Origin of the sequence: Rhizobium anhuiense, assembly GCF_003985145.1 — a bacterium.
In the GTDB taxonomy this organism is placed as follows: Bacteria; Pseudomonadota; Alphaproteobacteria; order Rhizobiales; family Rhizobiaceae; genus Rhizobium; species Rhizobium anhuiense.
In genome coordinates this window covers 1-17,037 of record NZ_ML133537.1, presented here as the reverse complement: position 1 = coordinate 17,037, position 17,037 = coordinate 1, and the positions used below count along the sequence as shown (strand labels likewise).

The window sequence follows — 17,037 nt, the reverse complement described above, 5'->3', positions numbered from 1 at the left end:
ACTTTCCCTGATATGGCCGACGACGGGAAGAGATCATGCCGGCGGGCAGCACGCAAGACGCTTGTGTAAGGGGCGATTGCGCATGCGCACCACAGAGCTTAAATCTCGTCAAACGAAAGGAAATCGCCATGACCGAAAAAGCCCGTGTCTCGATCCTCTACTGTACCCAGTGCAACTGGCTGCTGCGCGCCAGCTGGATGGCGCAAGAGCTGCTGTATACTTTTTCCGACAGCCTCGGCGAAGTGGCGCTGATCCCCGGCACCGGCGGCAATTTCGAGATCCGCGTCAACGGCGATCTCATCTGGGAGCGCAAGCGCGACGGCGGCTTTCCCGGGCCGAAGGAGCTGAAGCAGCGGGTCCGCGACATCGTCGAGCCCGGCCGCGATCTCGGCCACGTCGACCGAGCCTCGCTCGAAAGCTGAGCAGAGCTCGGCGCCAGCGCGAGCGGCCTCAGCGAAAAGGCGAGCGGCAGACCCTGTAGACACCCTCATAGGTGAGGAAGTGATCCGTCCTCGGATTGTAGGAGCGGTATTCGTTGGTGCACCAGGCGATATGCTTGTTCGGATCCTTCGGCTGCACGCGGCGCACCGGCGGCGGATCATAGGTCAGTTGCGGCCGTCCGGCAGCGCCCGGCAGGTAGTAGGTCGGCCCCGCGCCCCTCGGCCGGTAATTCGGCTGGACATAGGCCGGACGATGCCATTGCTGCGGCCCGAAACCGAAGCAGCCGCGAAAATCGCAAAGCGTGGAGCCGGTGTTGAGCGGACCGACCCCGGGCTTGCCCAGCTTCAGCGAATCGGCCCCGGCGATGGCGGGTGCGAGAACAGCCAAAAGACCGGCGAGCAGAAGCGTGCGAGAAACGGCCATGATGCAATCCTTTCGGTATTTCCTTTATATAGGGCGTACCAACCGGAGCGCTATGCCTATCCTGCGGCTCTCTCCCGCATGTGATCGGCTGCTTTTTCGCCAACTGTCAGGAAAACTTCAAAAACCCAGTTGACAGTCAGGAGCCGCCCCCTTACATCGCTCTCCGTCGCCCAGATGGCGGAATTGGTAGACGCGCCAGCTTCAGGTGCTGGTACCCGAAAGGGTGTGGAGGTTCGAGTCCTCTTCTGGGCACCATTCCATTCAGAACGTATTGATTGCGTTCAACTTCCTGATATTGATAGGTCTTTCGCTCACCCACTGCTACACATGGGTGACACACAGTGCGTATCAGAATGGCCTGTCCAATGCGCCGCAAAGGCTCCACGTTTATTCAGTTTCGGAAGCGTATCCCCAAGGATGTCCTCCCCAAGGCCGGTGGCGTGACGCTGGCCATTCCTGTCGGAGACGGCCTCTGCCGCATGGTGGTTGGGGAAAACGCAGCAGAGATAACTTGCTCTCTTCGAACCCGTGACCCACAGGAAGCCAAAGAGCGGCATACAGTCGCCGCAGCTTATCTTGACAGCGTTTGGCAAGCCCTCCGGGAAGGACCGAAGCGCCTTACACAGAAGCAGATCGCCGCACTAGCCGGTGAAGCTTATCGAGAGCCGGTGGGCCTATTCGAGGATGATCCCGGCAAACCATTAATTTGGAAAGAGATCGATAGGCTTCATACGGAAGCTATGGAAGGTGGCGCTGAGACCAAAGAACAATGGTTCGGCCCGACAGTCGATCAAATCCTAGCGAAGCACCATCTCGTCGTAGACACCGAAAGCCGTTCCGCCCTGATAGAGGCCGCTGGCAGGGCTATCGTTGATGCATCGGCCCGACTCGGTCGCAACGCCGGAGGGGATTACAGCCCCGACATAGTTGAGCAGCGCTTCCCCGCCCTAGAGCTGACTAGAGAAGCAAAGGCAGCTAAACCCCTACCGCAGGGCTCCCAGACCATAACCGGATTGGTGGTAGGGTGGTGGCGCGAGGCCAAGGCGGCAGGGCGAGCTGTCAGTACCCACGAAGCATATGAACGTGTAGCGCAGCAGCTCTCTGAGTTCCTTGGTCACGACGATGCACGGGCGGTGACGCAGGATGACATACTCGCATTTAAGGATCATCGGCTTTCCCAGGGCGTCAGTCTTAAGACGATTGGTGGCGGAGACATATCAGGCATACGACAGTTGTTTGCTTGGGGCATCGCCAATCGGAAGGTCAGCCACAATCCTGCTATGGGCGTGAAGGTCGCCAAGGTGAAGAAGAAGCGGACCAGAGACCCCGGGTTCTCAGACAAAGAAGCCGTAGCCATCCTTTCTCATGCGTATCATCACACAAGGACCGGCAAGGGTTCCACGCACCTCTCTAACGCAAGGCGGTGGGTCCCGTGGCTTTGTGCGTATTCCGGTGCCCGTGTCGGGGAGGTGTCGCAGCTCCGAAAGCAAGATTTCCGAAAGGAGGACGGCCTGTGGATCATGAGAATAACCCCTGAGGCGGGCACAGTTAAAGATGGTGATTACCGCGACGTGCCGCTCCACCAACACCTTGTTGACCAAGGCTTCCTCGACTTCATCGCAAAAGCGCCTGAGGGCTACCTCTTCATGAAGGTTTTCGGCTCTACAGAGGAGGCGCAGAGGGGCGCATGGCGAACCACCAAGAACCGCGTTACCGATTTCGTTCGGGAGATCGTAAACGATCCTGAGGTGCAGCCGAATCATGGTTGGCGACATCGTTTCATGACGATAGGCCGCAACCTGGATATATCCAGGGATGTCCGCTTTTCCATCACAGGTCATGAGCCGGGGGCTGAAGGTGACGACTACGGTGTGGCTTCGTTGGAGGCAAAGGCAGCAGCCATTGCGAAGTTTCCGCGGTACGAGGTGAAGCCACCCTTGTAGTTCTTCCGTCGCACGACTCGATAGCACAGGCCGGCGCGAGGACAGACGGCGCAGAGACAGCCGAGCCCCCGGTAATTTATTCCAGGGTGACTGGAAGAAGCAGGGCGTTCTTTTTGCCACAACGCTCGCACCGCAGCCGACTTTTGAGACCTTCTACGGTCAAACCTCTTTCGTGGAAGTGTCGTAGCGCGGGGGATGGGAAAGTGGTTTCGTGCCTACAATTCCCACAAACTGCAAGCCCGGCGAATGTCGAGCTCAACCAGTTGCTGAGACTTGAAGATGTCTTGTCTAAGGTTCTGTAGAGGATATCGAGCGCTTCAACATCTGCTGCTGCCTGAGCCGGGTTGGAACCTGTGGAGGGCCAGCAGCCTGCAAGCTTGTACTTGACCTCATCAAACCCAGGGAGCAATTTCGACATCTTGTAGGCTGTTGATGAAGTTGCCCGTTTCTCCATCTTTATAAAGTCATAGGTATCACCCCGTGTTTGTTCCCACACAAGGGTAAATCCCCAAATCTTCGCACCTCCCTTCGTGCGTTGAAATTCTTTCCACTGTTTCCAGCCATCTTCACTATCAAAGGTATAGTAGATAGTGACACCCTCGGTGAGCGGATGGGGATATTGGAAATTCCACCTGTTGTAGCGTTCATGAGCCTCCACAAGCTCGGCCAACTGCCGCATCGTGAAGTTTCCGATAATTTTGTCTGTCTCGGGGTCAGCACTCTTCATACTCGACCTCGTCCACCCGTGGTCCTACGAGGGGCCGAAAAGCGGGGCACCGGCACCGAAAGCCAGCGCCTCGTGGTAATCTCACGCAGTTTCTCAGGTACCTGTCGCGCCCTTCGCGCCCCCCTCACCCTACACTCGCTCTCCCGAGCAACTTCCAACCAGTCCTCTGCCACATGCGTCTCCCTTTCAGCGACGCAACGATGCAGGACTAGTCGACACCTTACAACCTGAGTCCGCAAAGGGGCCGGAATATTTTTGGCGAAAAAGTTTGAGGCGGCATCATTAGAGATGAACCCACGGTCTTCCCCCGGCCTACCCTCGATTTCTTCAGTCGGGACCGGGGCGCTGCGGTGGTATTTGTCGCGAGCTGCGTAGCCCGGTAGATTCGCGCGGTATCCGGACCGGAGCGGCGTTGGCGTTTGGGGTCATCTTGATGTCGTTGCTGAAATCATTGTATTTATCTAACACAACGTTCGTTGACATTAGACAATTGCCCTGACATGCTCCCTTCAACGAGGAGAACCAATCATGAAGCAGTACGTCATCTACAAGCGTGTTAGCACCGAGGATCAGGGTAAGAGCGGTCACGGCCTAGATGCGCAGCAACGCGATATCGACATCTTCCTTGAGCAATTCTCGGAGGTGCCTTTCGAGGTGGCTGGAGAGTTTCAGGACGTCCAATCCGGTTCTGACAATGACAGGCCTGAGCTCGCCAAGGCGTTGGCCCTTGTTCGGAAGACCGGCGCGGAGCTTTTGGTTGCGAAGCTTGACCGCCTCAGCCGCAAGGTCGCATTCATTGCAACCCTTATGGATGACAAGAAGGTAAAGCTGCGGGTGGCGCAGATGCCTCAGGCCGACAAGTTTCAGCTCCATATCTACGCGGCGCTGGCCGAGCAGGAGCGGGAGTTCATCTCAGCGCGGACGAAAGCGGCGCTGGCTGCTGCCAAGATCACTCACGCAGCGAAGCGGAAGGTAGACCCCACCTACTCGAAGCAGATCGGTGGTCTCCGAGACAAAACGATGAAGCGCAACGCAGCAATCCAGCAGAAGGCTGATGCAGAGGCGGCAAAGGTCATGAAGATTGTCGGGCCACTAAGGGCGGCAGATCAAACCCTGAGCGCAATAGCGGAAACCCTCACCAGCATGGGCGTACACACTTCCCGAGGCGGGGCTTGGACCGCAACGCAGGTGTCCCGGATGATTGCACGGGGACAGAAGTAGGCGAGAGGTTGACCCCGGTTTGGCCTCTCTGATTGTTTTTATTCTCCCAATCTACGCGACAGTTTCTTTCCCATGACAACAGCAAGCCCCTGAATTTGTTCGATCCACCACCAGAACAAATGTCTTGTGTGTCTACACTATCGGCTAAGTAACTGTTTCAACATAATAATTTCCATTGACGAAACATGTACCGTGGAGCATATTCCCCTCGCCTAACGGTCTGGGGACACCACCCCGGCGCAGGGAACCGACATCGGCCCGTAGAGCGGAACCAAAGCACTAAATCGGGAACGGTCGAATGGCCGTAAGCAGTGGCAAGGCGGGACGGCAGGTGGCCGGCACGTTGAACCGAGCGGTGAGGGACTGGCAGGGACGCAACCCAAGCCCCCTGAGATGCACCGCCAAGGCAACCAAAGCCACACGACATGAAATCATAGATCATCGACACTGCTCAAATAAGTCCCGCCCCCGTGCCTCAGGGTCCAGGTACGGTTTCGGCCATGCAGTCTGCTGCATGAACAGTGCGAGCTAGCCGCTCCTCTGCCACGACCTAATCCCAATACGAGATCATCAATCCTAATGAAAACCTGCAAGGCTGGTGGCTGCTCCACGCAGACCAACGGCTTCAGCTCCTACTGCGAGCGCCATAAGAGAACCAAAGCCCGCCATGGTCATCCTCAGCAGACCGGCGTGAAGAAATCCGACCTGAAACAATACCTGAAGGAGATCGAAAGCTATTTGAAGACAGTGTCAGCCTCGAACGCTAACGACATCATAGACGACATCTGGAGCCGCACCGTGGCGAAGGCCAAGGCTCACATCGACGGGACCACACGCGGCGTTTCGTTCAACGTGCATGAGCTTCAGGCCGCCCAGGCTATCGTCTCTTTGTCTTGGGAAGCCGATAGCAAGACCATATGCTGCCTCCTGATGGCTATGGGGTTCTGGTACGAATACGACCAGCGCCGTTGGAAGTATGATGAAGGCTTCCGCTTTCAGACCGTGCGCATGCTTCTCAGGCTTAATCCCCGAGAGGCGGCATACAAGTGGTCAGTGAATGGCCTCACGCGGAGTGTCTACCGAGAGATACCACCGAGGACCATACGCGCTCTGTGGTCGATCATCGAAGAAACCAAGCTTGTCTTGTACGGCATGGAGATCGCCCGTCGCAAGGCGAGAGCCTTAGCGATAGCCAGACAGAAAGCCAGCGCGGAGCGTGACGCCATCCTTGGTCCAGAGCAGACAGGGGGCGAGGCATGACTGGGGCCGTACCTTCTACTAAGCCCACAGATAGTCCATTCTGCCCGTGGCGTTTCGCCAAGACCAAAGCGTCCAAAGCAATCCTTACGGAAGCCGTAGCGGACATTCAGCGCTACGAGGAGCTCCATGGGCTCCGCAAGCGCACACGGAAGCCGCACGACTTGGAGACCTTCTGGCTGACCGTGGAAGCTATCCTCTGCGACCTGATGCACCACAAACTCTACCGTCGTCCGTGCAGCATCTACGTCACGCGCTCGAATGCCGTCCTCAGGCATCGGAACAGATACCGGGCAAGGGCCTACGGAAAGACCTTCCCCGCCGTTCTCGACAGGCTTGCCGCCACGGGGCTCGGGTGGCTCCTCCAAGAGGTTGGCGACGGCGATGGCCGACATGGTGCCCGGCGCACGACCATTCGTCCGGGGCCGCGTCTGGTTGGGCGTATGGTCGACTTGAATGTGACCTTCGCGGACCTCGGCTATGCCTGTGGCGCCGAACAGATCATCCTGAAGAGCGAGAAGGTGGACTTCTGGGATGAAGCGCAGGTTATCGACTACAAGGACACGATGGACACGAGCCGCTTCCGGCACGAGATGCGGGAGATCAACGACTGGCTGCGGACCGCCGACCTGGATTACGGCACTTTGCGGGGCGACACCAATTCGATTCCCGACACCGCCGAGAGAACCTTGCGCCGTATCTTCACTCGGGGAGACTTCAGGTGCGGTGGTCGTCTGTTTGGCGGCTTCTGGCAAGTGATGGGTAAGGACGACCGCTTTGACCGATTGGTAATTGACGGGGAGGCGATAGTCGAACTGGACTATGCTCAGATGGGGCCGAGGCAGCTTTACGGTATGGTTGGCGCTGTGCCCGAGATGACCGACCTCTACTCCGTCCCCGGCTTCGAGCAATACCGGAAGGGCATAAAGATCGTCTTCAGTGCCATGGTGTTTCACGACAAACCGTTAAGCAGGATGCCAAGGGGGGCCGGAGCAAAATTCCCGAAAGGTACCAGCATAGGCGACATTACCGATGCCATCATGCGCTACCATCCGGCCATAGCCGACCTCTTCTTCAAGGGAGTCGGACATCGTGTGCAATTCCAAGAAAGTCAGATCATGGTCGATACGCTGCTTCGCTTAAAGTCGCAGAGTATAGTGGCACTGCCCATTCACGACGCGATACTTGTTGCTGATTCTAAAGCAGCGGCTGCTGGGCAGGTCATGGTTGACGTGTTCGCCTTCCATGTCGGCTTTCCGGGACTGGTAGATGTCTCCTCAGTGTCTTCTGGGTGACCTCGGTCTACCATGGTTGGGGGCTCCCCTTGGGGGTGGCCCTCTAACCGCAGACACCTACGACTACCTACCTAGATACCTATATCAACCTTAGGGCTACTCATAGGAGGCCCCGTAATGGTAAATTTGGTGTCAGCGCCGGCTAAGGCGACAGACTAGCCAAGCCAACTACTCCCGCATATTCAGTTCCCTGACATAATGAGAGTCGCGGATATTGTAGTTGGCTTTGCAATAGGCGTCGTAGCGGCCCTGATGGGGGTCGCGGGAGGCGAGCTACTAACCCCGACGCTGATCTTCTCTTTGGCGTAAACATCACGCTGGCGGGAAGCCTTTCCCTTGCTATCAGCCTTCCAACGATGATCGTCGGCTTCGCTCGGTATAGCCGGAGTAGCGCTTTCGCCGTCAAAGGAGAACCGAGGCTTTGCGCTGGCAATGGTTCTCGGCTCCATCGTTGGGGCTTTTGTTGGCAGCTTGCTTCTCGGCTTGTTGACGAGAAAGTGTTGCTGCCTGTCTTGTCATTGATCCTTGTTCTTTCTGCATTCAAGGTCTGGCGTCACGATTAGACAGCAACAGCGGACGTCCGCGCCTTTACCTCTGAGAATACTTGTGGATTGCAGTCCTGCCCCAAACCATGCCGAGCGCGATCTGATGTATATCTATCCGAGGTTCAACAATGGGCGACAAATGGCGACGGTAACCACGAAGAACATCCCAATAGGCTCTGCCGCGGTTACCCTTCCAGGCATTCGACGGATGTGGAGAGACCTCAACGCTCTGGTCGCTGAGCAGGGTGAAATTGAGTTGAGCCGTTTGGTGCGCCAAGAGGGGCATTCCCTCGAAGAGTTTGAGGCCTACAAACAGAACGCCCGAAACAATGTCTTCAGGATTCTCGGAACTGTTGAGTTCGAAAACGACGTTGCCATACACGATGTCGACCCGGAGATTGTAAATATCGATCCAGATGGCCCGTTGATACGGTTTATATACATGTCTCACATCACTCCTTATCAGCAAAGCATAGGAGTGAAGCCGGAACACGCGTTCGAAGTCATCTTGGATTTTCGGCAGCCACCGCTACTGGATGCCTCAAGTGTCATTTCTGCTCCAACGCCAAATGCCACTAAAGTCGCCGTGTCGGGAAGCAGAGATGCATGGCAAGCAGGGGTTACACAAGCCGTTATCAGGAATATAGCCCGACGGCGACCGGTCCGGACTTGGTTTCACGGCTCATTTATCTACGATCTCTTTTTGGTCCTGATTGGCCTCCCTCTTGCTCTCTATGCGTGCTGGTTTTTCGCCCCCTTCGTCAATGGCGCCCTTTCCCAGGCGGGCCCCGTCGTGATCGGTGCCGCCTATCTTTATATCGGCTTTTGCGCCATATGGATTTACCGCATCCTCTTCAGCTATGCGAAGTGGGCCTTTCCCCTCGTGGAGATATCCGAGCAAAGGACCAAGCCTTTGAAGCACAGAGCCCTTTGGTGGCTGATCGTGGCGACGCTTGGAGCTAAGATATTCTGGGATATCGCGGACCCCCTTATTTCGATCAAGTCGTTTCTTCCAGCGGCGCTCCGTTAATTAGCGTCGGTGTTGGTCGCCGCGGTGATGGACAACGAGAGAGCATAGGCCGGACTTCGATCTAGCGGCTTGAAATCGATAGGTTGCATCATGCCCACATGACTGCTACACAAAGCAACCAACGTGAGCAAAATTACTTTGCAATTTCAATGAGAAGAAGCGCTTGGAGCCCTGTCCTCTTCTGGGCACCATTCCATTCTTGATCGCTACCAAGATCAAGGAGTTAAGCCTTTTCAGGTAAGTTGCGCATTTGATGCCTTGTCACAAAGGCCAATCACGATGCGCTTAGGGCTTGGCCGCTAGATAGCTCCCAAGAACGCGCCGAAATCCTCAATTCCAGAATGCATATCCTGCCGCTCTGGAGGGCTGCCCTCCATTGACTCCCTCATCCCCAAATGCGAACATAAAGCGAACAGAATGGAGTCTTGCCAATGATCCGATACGCCGCATCCGCTGACAGCCGCCCTGAGCCTCCACAGGCCCGCGTGGTGTCAGCCGCCAAGCCGGCCCTTGAAATGCGATCCCTCACGCCGATCATTGATGCAGCGGTTACCGCACCTGCGGCCGGTCTGCTACCGCCCAGCCCCGAGTCAGGCGAGATCGGCTCCGACACTCGACCGAAAACCCCCAAGCCGCCGCGCCGTGCAGCAACAAAACGCAAGCCTAAGGTCGAAGCGGACGACACTTCGCTCCAGCTTAGTTTAGATGCCTAGTCCCATGTTGCCGATGCCGGAAGCGCCGGCGCTGGAAACCTCGCGGTTGCGAACTCAAGCCGCGACCCGAGGGCGAACCGCCCTCTTTTGATCTGTCGGAAATCATCAAGCCCGACAGGACATTCGCACCGCGATCATGGGAACTCCCACCATTATCTATAGAGCACTTCGGGATCCCGAAATTGGTTGCCGGATTGAAATTATTGAATATTTGCTCACGGCGAGACCGCTGAAAATGCGACGAATTTCGGAATCCCGAAGCGGGGGAATTTCGGGAATCCGAAGTGGGATTTTTTCTTGGTGCGAGGCGCCAGCCTCTGTCGGCAACCATCGGCCATCGGTATCCAGCACCGTCCTATCGGGATCAGCCGCTTCTGTTCGGATCAACTGCGCCTGCTTGGCGCCCTTCGTAAAGCGGAAGGACGCACCTTCGGCACTCGGGAGACGCTCGAACGGCGGGGAGCGCAGTCTACGAACCAGGGATGCGAGGGCCGTTTCCCTTATCGGGCGATTCGCTGTATCGGCATCCGGATAGGCATCAGCGCGGCTTCGACCAACGCATGGCGGCGTGGTTCCGGCTTTTCAGGCGGCCATGTGGGGCGTCGTCTTCCCGCTGTCGGGAATAACGGTCAAAACCCCCAGGCCGGCTTCTCTGGCGGCGCTGAGGAGCAATTCCCTCAGCTCGCCCGTCTCGATCTGCCCGGTGATGGCATCGGCGCAGGCCTTTACGGCCACGACGTATTCCTCTCCATCTTCAAACGGCCAGTCCATCATCAGAACTTCGGCTGCGTCCCGGATCGTCCTGACGATCTTGTACTTTTGCCGGCCGCCGAGAAAGAGAACAAGAGGCGCAAAATCCGCCGATGTGTTCCATTGCATGGCATTTTCTCCCTGAGAGTTAGAATATTAGTAACAATGCAAGAAGAATGCCAGTGGAGGCGGAGGCGGTTTTTAGAGGTTTTGCGCGCCAGTCGCCGGGATCGTCGGCAGAAGCCGCGCATTCGCGGCCTTCGGCTTCACAACCAGGACATCTAATAAGGGGGCTTTCGGCCCTGCCCGGCAGCACCCGCGAGTTGGCCGAGAACGTCAACGCCTGGAGTATTCCGAAGCGGGCGATCAACCCGTCGAGCTATCACGACATGAGCGAGGCCGATATCGAGCGGGTGGCGGCGATGCTGATCGATCTTGCGTCGACGCGGATCTGCCACAACCGCACGACGTTGCAGCCCCTAGGAGGTCCGGTCAGCGCACCGGCTGATAATGGCCGCGCAACGGCACCTTGTCGTCCATCGATATGAAGCCGTCGCGTTCGCAGACATACATCAGCGTCGGCATGCCGCCCGAACGGAAGATCTCGTCATAACGGCGGCGGACCTGAACGGTTTCGGTGCGGCAATTATACGATTCTTCCTCCTTCTTCTCCGGCTGCGCCTTGACGCCGGGAAGACCCTTGTAGGGATAGAGGGGCTGAACGCCGGAATCGACGGATTTCGTCCAGTCGACGGCAGAGGCGGATGCCGGGGCGAGGCTCGACACGGCAACCAGCGATATCAGAATCATCAAAAGCCGCACGGAACTCTCCTGCCGACTATGGGCGCTCTCCAGATGTAGGAAAACCGAAGACCGTCATCAAGCGGCCGAAGCCGGCGACTTCCTGAAATAACTTCTGATGACGGGATGGCCGAAGAGGCCGGCAAGGATGGCAAAACCGGCACCGACGACGAAACCGGCGAGAAAACCGCCGATGATGCCGGCAACCAGCAGGATCATCTTCCCCGGACCATCGGCCTTAACAGGCGGCTCGGCCGGCGAGATGACGCGAATGTTACTCTGGCTGAGGTTCTGCTCCTCGCTCGTCTGGCTGGAGCGTTTCAGAACCGTCTCGTAGATATCGCGCGCCGCAGTCGCCTTGCGCTGCAATTCGTTCAATTCCACCTGCTTGTCCGAGGTACTCGCCTGCAGCGCCTTCTGCACCGCAAGTTCCTTGGCGATGCTGTCTTCGGCGGCCTTTGCCTGCTCGTATTCGCCCCGTGCCGAGGTGGCGAGCCGCTGCAATTCGCCCTTGATTTCGCCTGATATGCTCTGGAGCGAGGAGCGGGCCGCCTGCAGGCGCGGATGACGCGTGCCCATCTGGCTTTCGAGGCTGCCGACGGCGGCCGCCTGGGTGGCATATTGCTGACGCAGGCTGACGAGCGGCGAGGTGACGCCGCCTTCCGTCTGGTTGCCGGCGACGATGTCCTCGACGCGGAGATTGGCGACGGCATCGGCGCGCGCTTTCGCCTGGATGGTCTTTTCCTGTGCCGTCACCAGCATCGTGTTCAACGAGACGAGCCGCTGATCGGAAATCAGATTGCCCTCGGTCGCAGCCATGTCGTTGTCGGCGCGGAAGGTTTCGACGGCCTGCTCGGCTTCCAGCACCTTCTGGCGCAGATCGTCGAGGCGTCCGTCGAGCGTCGAGGAGGTGTTTTCGTAAATGCCGTTCGAGGCGTTGTTCTCCTCCTCGGTGAAGGCGGTGACGACCTGGTTGGCAAGCCTTGCGGATTTTTCCGGATCATTCGTCGTGGCGGCAAGCGTGACGACATAGGTGCTGGCCTGGCGGGTGATCACAAGTGCTTTCTGCAGGGCGCCGATCACGGCGGCGCCATCGGTGCGGCCGCCGGTGAATTCCGGATCCTGGTCGAGCTTCATCGTCTCGACGACGCGGCGCAGCACATTGCCCGAGGTCAGGATCTGCACCTGGCTGTCGATCAGAGTCGAGATCATTTCCGGCGAGGGTCCGGAGGATTGCGCGCCGGCATCGGCAAGGCCGATCTGGCGCGGATCGAAATAGAGGCTGCTGACGGCGGTGAATTTCTGAGCGATCCGCGGTGCCACCACAGCGCCGGCAGCGGCGCCGAGCAGTGCCAGACCCAGCACGACCAGCCGCCGGCTCCAGATCGCGGCGATGCTGGAGCGGAGGTCGAGAAGCGGTGCGGCAGGTGGGGAGGCTGCGTTCGACGGCGCGTCGACGACGGGCTCTCTTGCCGGCGGAGGCGGAGGCGCCGGACGCTCATATTGACGGCTTTCCGCCATGCTTGCCGGCGGCACAAAAGGGGGCGGGGTCGGTTCAGGCGCCGGACGGGCGTAATCATCCGGGCGGACGACAGGACTGCGCATGCGTACGCCTTCCGGCGCAGTCTGAGACGGCTCATAACTGCGCCAGCCAGGGAGCCGGCTTACCCTGTTCCTGTCATACTGGTTCATACGCGCACTCGTGTCCCGCCCAGCGTGAAAGACTGAAGCCGAGGTGCCGAGACTTTAGAAATTCTTAGCTAACGGACCGTTAAAATAATCTGGAGCGACGCCGATGTTGCGATTTTCCGCGATTGCGAGGATGCCATGAGGACGACACGACATCTGACAGCGCTGCTGCTTGCGGCGGCTCTCGTCCCGTCGCCGGCCCTTGCGGTCGGGGCGCCCTGCTACCGCGGCGTCAATCTTTCCGGCGGTGAATATGGCGAGCGCGGCGGTACCTACGGCACCAACTACACCTATCCCAGTGAAGAGACGATCGGCTATTTCGCCGAAAAGGGCATGACGATCATCCGGCTGCCCTTCCGCTGGGAACGGCTGCAGCCCGCACTCGGCGGGCGGCTCGACGAGGACGAGCTCCAGCGGATCAAAGACACGATCGGCCTGATCCGCAAGCGCGGCATGGCCGTTCTGCTCGACCCGCATAATTTCGGTTATTACGACAAGACCCAGGTCGGCACGGCGCCGGCGACGGATGCCGCCTTCGGTGACTTCTGGGCGAGGCTCGCCGTCGAATTCGCCAATCAGGAGGGCATTGTCTTCGGCCTGATGAATGAACCACACGACATCAAGGCGACAGACTGGCTGGATGCGGCCAATGCCGCGATCCGCAGTATCCGCGCTGTCGGCGCGCGCAACCTCATCCTGGTGCCGGGCACAGCATGGAGCGGCGCGGCAAGCTGGGAGAAGGACGTGATCGGCGGCGCCAACGGCACTGTGATGCTCGGCGTGCGCGATCCACTGGATTTCTACGCCTATGAGGTCCACCAGTATCTCGACGCCGATTCCTCCGGAACCCATCCGACCTGCGAAGGTGCCGATGCCGCAGTCGAGGCGATCGCCGGGGTCACCGCCTGGCTGAAGCGGAACCACAAACGCGGCTTTCTCGGCGAATTCGGCGCCTCCGCCGACAAGGACTGCATGAGCGGGCTGACCGAAATCTATGCCACCATGACAGGTAATGGCGACGTCTGGCTCGGCTGGTCCTATTGGGCGGCGGGCGATTGGTGGCCCGCGAACGAGCCGTTCAACGTCCAGCCGCGAAAGGGCCCCGCGCGGCCGCAGATGCGGCTTCTCGCCCAATCGGCAAAAGCCGATGCCGGCACTTGTTCCGCCGTCAAGCCTGTGGGGAATTGACCATGGCGGTCGTCGACCAGAAGGCAGCGCCTTTTACTGCCGCCGGCAACCGGCTCGATGCTGCCGGGGCGGCGTCGCGCACCGATTACCTGGTGCTCTGGCTCGGCCTGCTCTCAGTGCTTTACAACGGCATTCTCGCCTTCATCAACCACAACATCATGCCGCTGTCGTTGACGCATGTCGCTGCCAGCGAAGGCCTGATCATGGCGAGCGCCATCATCTACATCCTGCACAAGGGGATCTACGAAACCGACCTGCCAGCCTTCCTGTTCCTGCTGTTCACGCTCGTGGTGACCATCTATGTCAGCGTCCTCAACCGCATGCTGTTCATCGATCATTTCCGCAACGTGCTGATCATCTTCTGCTTCACCGGGCTCGGCGGCTGGAGCAACGAAAGGACGATGAAGCTCGTCTTTCGCTGGGCAAGCCTCGTCGTCATGATTTTCCTGATTTTCGAGATCGTCAGCGTGCCGTTCTATGTCAGCATCGTCCATCCGTCCGACTATTTCGCCAATACGCGCGGGCTGCTGCCGCTGAGCTACAACACGACAGGCCTTTTCCAGAATGCGCTCGGCTTTCCCGAACGCTTCTCCTTCGGCATCATTGACCATCGTTCCTCCTCGATCTTCCTCGAACAGGTGTCGCTGGCCAATTTCTGCGGGGTGATCGCGGTCTACCTGATTTCGATGTGGGAGAGGCTTGGCCGCTGGGACCGGTTGCTGATGATCAGCACGGCAGTCCTGATCCTGGTGACGAACGACACGCGCACGATGCTGATCTTCTGCTTTGCCTGCATCGTCGGCTATTTCGTCTTTCCGAAGATCCCGAAGAATTTCAATCTGGCGCTGATGCCGCTGATCGTCGCCGCGGGCTTCCTCGTCTACGTGCTGAAACCCAACGCGACCGGCGACAATTTCACCGGCCGCATCAACCTGACGATGAAGAAGATCATGGAACTCGATCCGCTCGCCATCCTCGGACTTTCGGTCGACCGGGTCGCCGAGTTCGCCGATAGCGGCTATGTCTACCTGATCTATGCCGCGACGATCTTCGGCGTCATCGCCCTGTGGCTGTTCGTCTGCCTCTTTCCCGCCGGACGCACGGCGGCGCAGCGGCGCTGCGCCCATTCACTTTCTCTTTTCATTTTTCTGAATATGATGATCGGGGGAACCGCAGTCTTTTCGATGAAGATCGCCGGTCTCCTGTGGTTCGTCGTCGGATATATGCGTTTCCACGACAACCCGCGCATCCGGCAGGGTCGTCCGACAAATGTATTGAGTTGACCGCAGCGGCGCGGCTGAGACCGGCGCCCGCGCGAGCCCTAGAACAGGATGATTTTAGGCCGGATTGGCCTAAAATCTGAATCCTGTTCTAAATCAAAGAAATAGAGCATGATGTCGTCCGAAAACCGCCCACACTTTTCGGCATCATGCTAGGGAGCAAGACGCTCGATGCTTGTCCAGCTTCAATATCTGCGCGCCATCGCGGCGCTGATGGTGGTCTATTTCCATGCGATATTGCAACTCGCCAAGGTCAATCCGGCCGTCGACGCCACCGCCTTCATCTATGGCGAAACCGGCGTCGATATCTTCTTCGTTTTAAGTGGTTTCGTGATGTGGCTGACGACGAGCGGTCGCGCAATGAGCCCGATCGATTTCGCCCGCCGGCGCATCAGAAGGATCGTGCCGCTCTACTGGCTGGCGACATTGTTTTCGGCCGCGGTGGCGCTGGTGGCCCCGTCATTGCTGAAATCGACGGTGTTCGACCTGCCGCACCTCGTCGCCTCACTGTTCTTCCTGCCATGGAGCAATCCCGCCGATCCCAGCACGATCACTCCAGTCGTCGTTCCGGGCTGGACGCTGAATTACGAGATGTTCTTCTATTTCGTGTTCGCGCTGCTGCTGCCGCTTTCGGAAGTCCGCCGCATCCCGGCGATGTTTGCCGTCTTTACCGTCATTCTGGTGGCCTGCCGGCTGCTGCCGGAATCGACGGTGACCCGGTTCTACGGCGAGCCGATCATCCTGGAATTTCTCGCCGGTGTCGTGCTCGCCTGGCTCTATGGGCAGAAGATGCTTCTGCCGAACCGCTGGGCTTGGGCGGCACTCGCCATGGGCTTTGCGTTTCTCTTCATCAACGAGGCGCTGATGCAGCCGGAAAGCCGGTTCTATGCCTGGGGAATCCCGGCGATCTTCATCATTTACGGCGCCGTCTCCATCGATTTTTCCAGGCTGCCGGTCCTGGGATGGCTGAACTATCTCGGCGACTGCTCCTACAGCATCTATATCACCCACGCCTTCACGCTCGCCTTCTTGAGGGTCGCAGCCGATCGCCTGCCGATCGGCATCCTGCAGCAGCCGGTGCTCTTCGTGATCCTCTCATTGGTGCTCTCGTCGATCGGCGGCGCGATCATCTATGAAATCACCACGCCGCGCCGGAAAGCGGCCGTGGCGAGCCGCCCGCCGGCCTAACGCGCATCGATTCTGTCAGATTCGTTTGCCGCGCTTTAGCGCTGTTTCCGTACCGAAGGCGAGAATACGCATCCAAGCGGCGCTGACGGTACAGTTTTTTGCGCAACTTCTCCTAAGCTTCAGACTTGGCAATGAGAGAACTTGCAGAAGCGTGATGGTTTCTCTTGCAATTTGTCGCAGGAATGAAAGCGCGCCGGCCTATTCGCGGCCCGGGCTTTGATCTAAGCACGGCTGCGGCCTTGAAGAAGGAAGAGGGAGAGACATGAGAAACTATGTATTGACGGTATCCTGCAAATCGACGCGCGGCATCGTTGCGGCGATTTCGAGCTATCTGGCGGAGAAGGGCTGCAACATCATCGACAGCTCGCAGTTCGACGATCTCGATACCGGCAAGTTCTTCATGCGCGTCAGCTTCATTTCGGAAGAAGGGCTTTCGGGTGCCGATATCGACGCCGGTTTTACAGCCGTCGCCGCGCCCTTCGAGATGGATTACGAGTTTCACGACAGCGAGAAGCGCATGAAGGTGCTGCTGATGGTGTCGCGCTT

16 protein-coding genes, 1 tRNA gene and 1 pseudogene are annotated in these 17,037 nt (G+C 58.4%); 13 read left to right on the top strand and 5 right to left on the bottom strand.

The annotated features are described in order from the left end of the window. The first annotated feature begins 128 nt into the window (after positions 1 to 128). Entirely contained in the window at positions 129 to 422 is a 294-nt protein-coding gene (locus EEQ99_RS28980; protein WP_028756410.1) for an Rdx family protein, read from the top strand. A 28-nt stretch (positions 423 to 450) separates the two neighbouring features. Here the strand turns inward: EEQ99_RS28980 and EEQ99_RS28975 are convergent, their stop codons facing one another. Further along, a complete protein-coding gene (locus tag EEQ99_RS28975; protein ID WP_063474852.1) occupies positions 451 to 864 on the bottom strand; it encodes a BA14K family protein in 414 nt (137 codons plus the stop codon). 168 nt (positions 865 to 1,032) lie between these two features. Between EEQ99_RS28975 and EEQ99_RS28970 the strand changes: the two genes are divergently transcribed. Together EEQ99_RS28970 and EEQ99_RS28965 are read left to right on the top strand one after the other, a co-directional pair. Then, positions 1,033 to 1,119: transfer RNA gene (locus tag EEQ99_RS28970), tRNA-Leu, on the top strand. A 110-nt stretch (positions 1,120 to 1,229) separates the two neighbouring features. Beyond that, positions 1,230 to 2,807, top strand: a complete 1,578-nt coding sequence (locus EEQ99_RS28965) for a DUF6538 domain-containing protein (RefSeq protein WP_127431536.1) — start codon at positions 1,230 to 1,232, stop codon at positions 2,805 to 2,807. A gap of 76 nt (positions 2,808 to 2,883) precedes the next feature. Here the strand turns inward: EEQ99_RS28965 and EEQ99_RS28960 are convergent, their stop codons facing one another. Beyond that, positions 2,884 to 3,534, bottom strand: coding sequence for a hypothetical protein (locus EEQ99_RS28960; protein ID WP_127431535.1), 651 nt, complete (start codon positions 3,532 to 3,534; stop codon positions 2,884 to 2,886). 528 nt (positions 3,535 to 4,062) lie between these two features. Between EEQ99_RS28960 and EEQ99_RS28955 the strand changes: the two genes are divergently transcribed. The 6 genes and pseudogenes from EEQ99_RS28955 (at position 4,063) to EEQ99_RS35505 (ending at position 9,595) form a co-directional block, all read left to right on the top strand. Beyond that, complete coding sequence (locus EEQ99_RS28955; RefSeq protein WP_127431534.1) at positions 4,063 to 4,755, top strand: recombinase family protein; 693 nt, start codon at positions 4,063 to 4,065, stop codon at positions 4,753 to 4,755. A gap of 579 nt (positions 4,756 to 5,334) precedes the next feature. Then, complete coding sequence (locus EEQ99_RS28950) at positions 5,335 to 6,015, top strand: hypothetical protein (protein ID WP_127431533.1); 681 nt, start codon at positions 5,335 to 5,337, stop codon at positions 6,013 to 6,015. Positions 6,016 to 6,176: 161 nt separating this feature from the next. Further along, entirely contained in the window at positions 6,177 to 7,307 is a 1,131-nt protein-coding gene (locus EEQ99_RS28945) for a hypothetical protein (RefSeq protein WP_127431532.1), read from the top strand. A gap of 204 nt (positions 7,308 to 7,511) precedes the next feature. Continuing rightward, positions 7,512 to 7,870: pseudogene (locus EEQ99_RS35250) on the top strand (TSUP family transporter); the annotation flags it as partial. A gap of 121 nt (positions 7,871 to 7,991) precedes the next feature. Continuing rightward, positions 7,992 to 8,882, top strand: a complete 891-nt coding sequence (locus EEQ99_RS28935; RefSeq protein WP_127431531.1) for a hypothetical protein — start codon at positions 7,992 to 7,994, stop codon at positions 8,880 to 8,882. A 431-nt stretch (positions 8,883 to 9,313) separates the two neighbouring features. Beyond that, positions 9,314 to 9,595 (top strand): poly(hydroxyalkanoate) granule-associated protein, encoded by a 282-nt coding sequence (locus tag EEQ99_RS35505; protein ID WP_080759943.1) that lies wholly within the window; start codon positions 9,314 to 9,316, stop codon positions 9,593 to 9,595. A 582-nt stretch (positions 9,596 to 10,177) separates the two neighbouring features. Here EEQ99_RS35505 and EEQ99_RS28925 read toward each other — a convergent pair. The 3 genes from EEQ99_RS28925 to EEQ99_RS28910 all read right to left on the bottom strand — a co-directional run bounded on the left by EEQ99_RS28925 (position 10,178) and on the right by EEQ99_RS28910 (position 12,838). Beyond that, the gene (locus EEQ99_RS28925) at positions 10,178 to 10,474 is read right to left on the bottom strand and encodes a DUF982 domain-containing protein (RefSeq protein ID WP_028756405.1); all 297 of its coding nucleotides are present in this window, start codon (positions 10,472 to 10,474) and stop codon (positions 10,178 to 10,180) included. 363 nt (positions 10,475 to 10,837) lie between these two features. Beyond that, positions 10,838 to 11,167, bottom strand: coding sequence for a hypothetical protein (locus EEQ99_RS28915; RefSeq protein WP_028757897.1), 330 nt, complete (start codon positions 11,165 to 11,167; stop codon positions 10,838 to 10,840). Between the two features lie 57 nt (positions 11,168 to 11,224). Further along, positions 11,225 to 12,838, bottom strand: a complete 1,614-nt coding sequence (locus EEQ99_RS28910) for a GumC family protein (RefSeq protein WP_028756349.1) — start codon at positions 12,836 to 12,838, stop codon at positions 11,225 to 11,227. A 135-nt stretch (positions 12,839 to 12,973) separates the two neighbouring features. Here EEQ99_RS28910 and EEQ99_RS28905 point away from each other — a divergent pair, with 135 nt between their 5' ends. From EEQ99_RS28905 to EEQ99_RS28890, 4 genes are all read left to right on the top strand, one after another. Then, the gene (locus EEQ99_RS28905) at positions 12,974 to 14,023 is read left to right on the top strand and encodes a glycoside hydrolase family 5 protein (protein ID WP_127431530.1); all 1,050 of its coding nucleotides are present in this window, start codon (positions 12,974 to 12,976) and stop codon (positions 14,021 to 14,023) included. Between the two features lie 2 nt (positions 14,024 to 14,025). Next, positions 14,026 to 15,306 (top strand): hypothetical protein, encoded by a 1,281-nt coding sequence (locus tag EEQ99_RS28900; RefSeq protein ID WP_063474854.1) that lies wholly within the window; start codon positions 14,026 to 14,028, stop codon positions 15,304 to 15,306. A 168-nt stretch (positions 15,307 to 15,474) separates the two neighbouring features. Further along, the gene (locus EEQ99_RS28895; protein ID WP_127431529.1) at positions 15,475 to 16,491 is read left to right on the top strand and encodes an acyltransferase family protein; all 1,017 of its coding nucleotides are present in this window, start codon (positions 15,475 to 15,477) and stop codon (positions 16,489 to 16,491) included. Between the two features lie 262 nt (positions 16,492 to 16,753). Beyond that, on the top strand, positions 16,754 to 17,037 hold a 284-nt coding region (locus EEQ99_RS28890), incomplete at its 3' end, for an ACT domain-containing protein (RefSeq protein ID WP_127431528.1).

Bases quoted from the DNA above. Each gene is read 5' to 3' on its own strand.
- EEQ99_RS28900 (WP_063474854.1), top strand. From the start codon at position 14,026: ATGGCGGTCGTCGACCAGAAGGCAGCGCCTTTTACTGCCGCCGGCAAC.
- EEQ99_RS28910 (WP_028756349.1), bottom strand. From the start codon at position 12,838: ATGAACCAGTATGACAGGAACAGGGTAAGCCGGCTCCCTGGCTGGCGC.
- EEQ99_RS28975 (WP_063474852.1), bottom strand. From the start codon at position 864: ATGGCCGTTTCTCGCACGCTTCTGCTCGCCGGTCTTTTGGCTGTTCTC.
- EEQ99_RS28895 (WP_127431529.1), top strand. From the start codon at position 15,475: ATGCTTGTCCAGCTTCAATATCTGCGCGCCATCGCGGCGCTGATGGTG.
- EEQ99_RS28980 (WP_028756410.1), top strand. From the start codon at position 129: ATGACCGAAAAAGCCCGTGTCTCGATCCTCTACTGTACCCAGTGCAAC.
- EEQ99_RS28955 (WP_127431534.1), top strand. From the start codon at position 4,063: ATGAAGCAGTACGTCATCTACAAGCGTGTTAGCACCGAGGATCAGGGT.
- EEQ99_RS28935 (WP_127431531.1), top strand. From the start codon at position 7,992: ATGGCGACGGTAACCACGAAGAACATCCCAATAGGCTCTGCCGCGGTT.
- EEQ99_RS28965 (WP_127431536.1), top strand. From the start codon at position 1,230: ATGCGCCGCAAAGGCTCCACGTTTATTCAGTTTCGGAAGCGTATCCCC.
- EEQ99_RS28905 (WP_127431530.1), top strand. From the start codon at position 12,974: ATGAGGACGACACGACATCTGACAGCGCTGCTGCTTGCGGCGGCTCTC.
- EEQ99_RS35505 (WP_080759943.1), top strand. From the start codon at position 9,314: ATGATCCGATACGCCGCATCCGCTGACAGCCGCCCTGAGCCTCCACAG.
- EEQ99_RS28925 (WP_028756405.1), bottom strand. From the start codon at position 10,474: ATGCAATGGAACACATCGGCGGATTTTGCGCCTCTTGTTCTCTTTCTC.
- EEQ99_RS28950 (WP_127431533.1), top strand. From the start codon at position 5,335: ATGAAAACCTGCAAGGCTGGTGGCTGCTCCACGCAGACCAACGGCTTC.
- EEQ99_RS28960 (WP_127431535.1), bottom strand. From the start codon at position 3,534: ATGAAGAGTGCTGACCCCGAGACAGACAAAATTATCGGAAACTTCACG.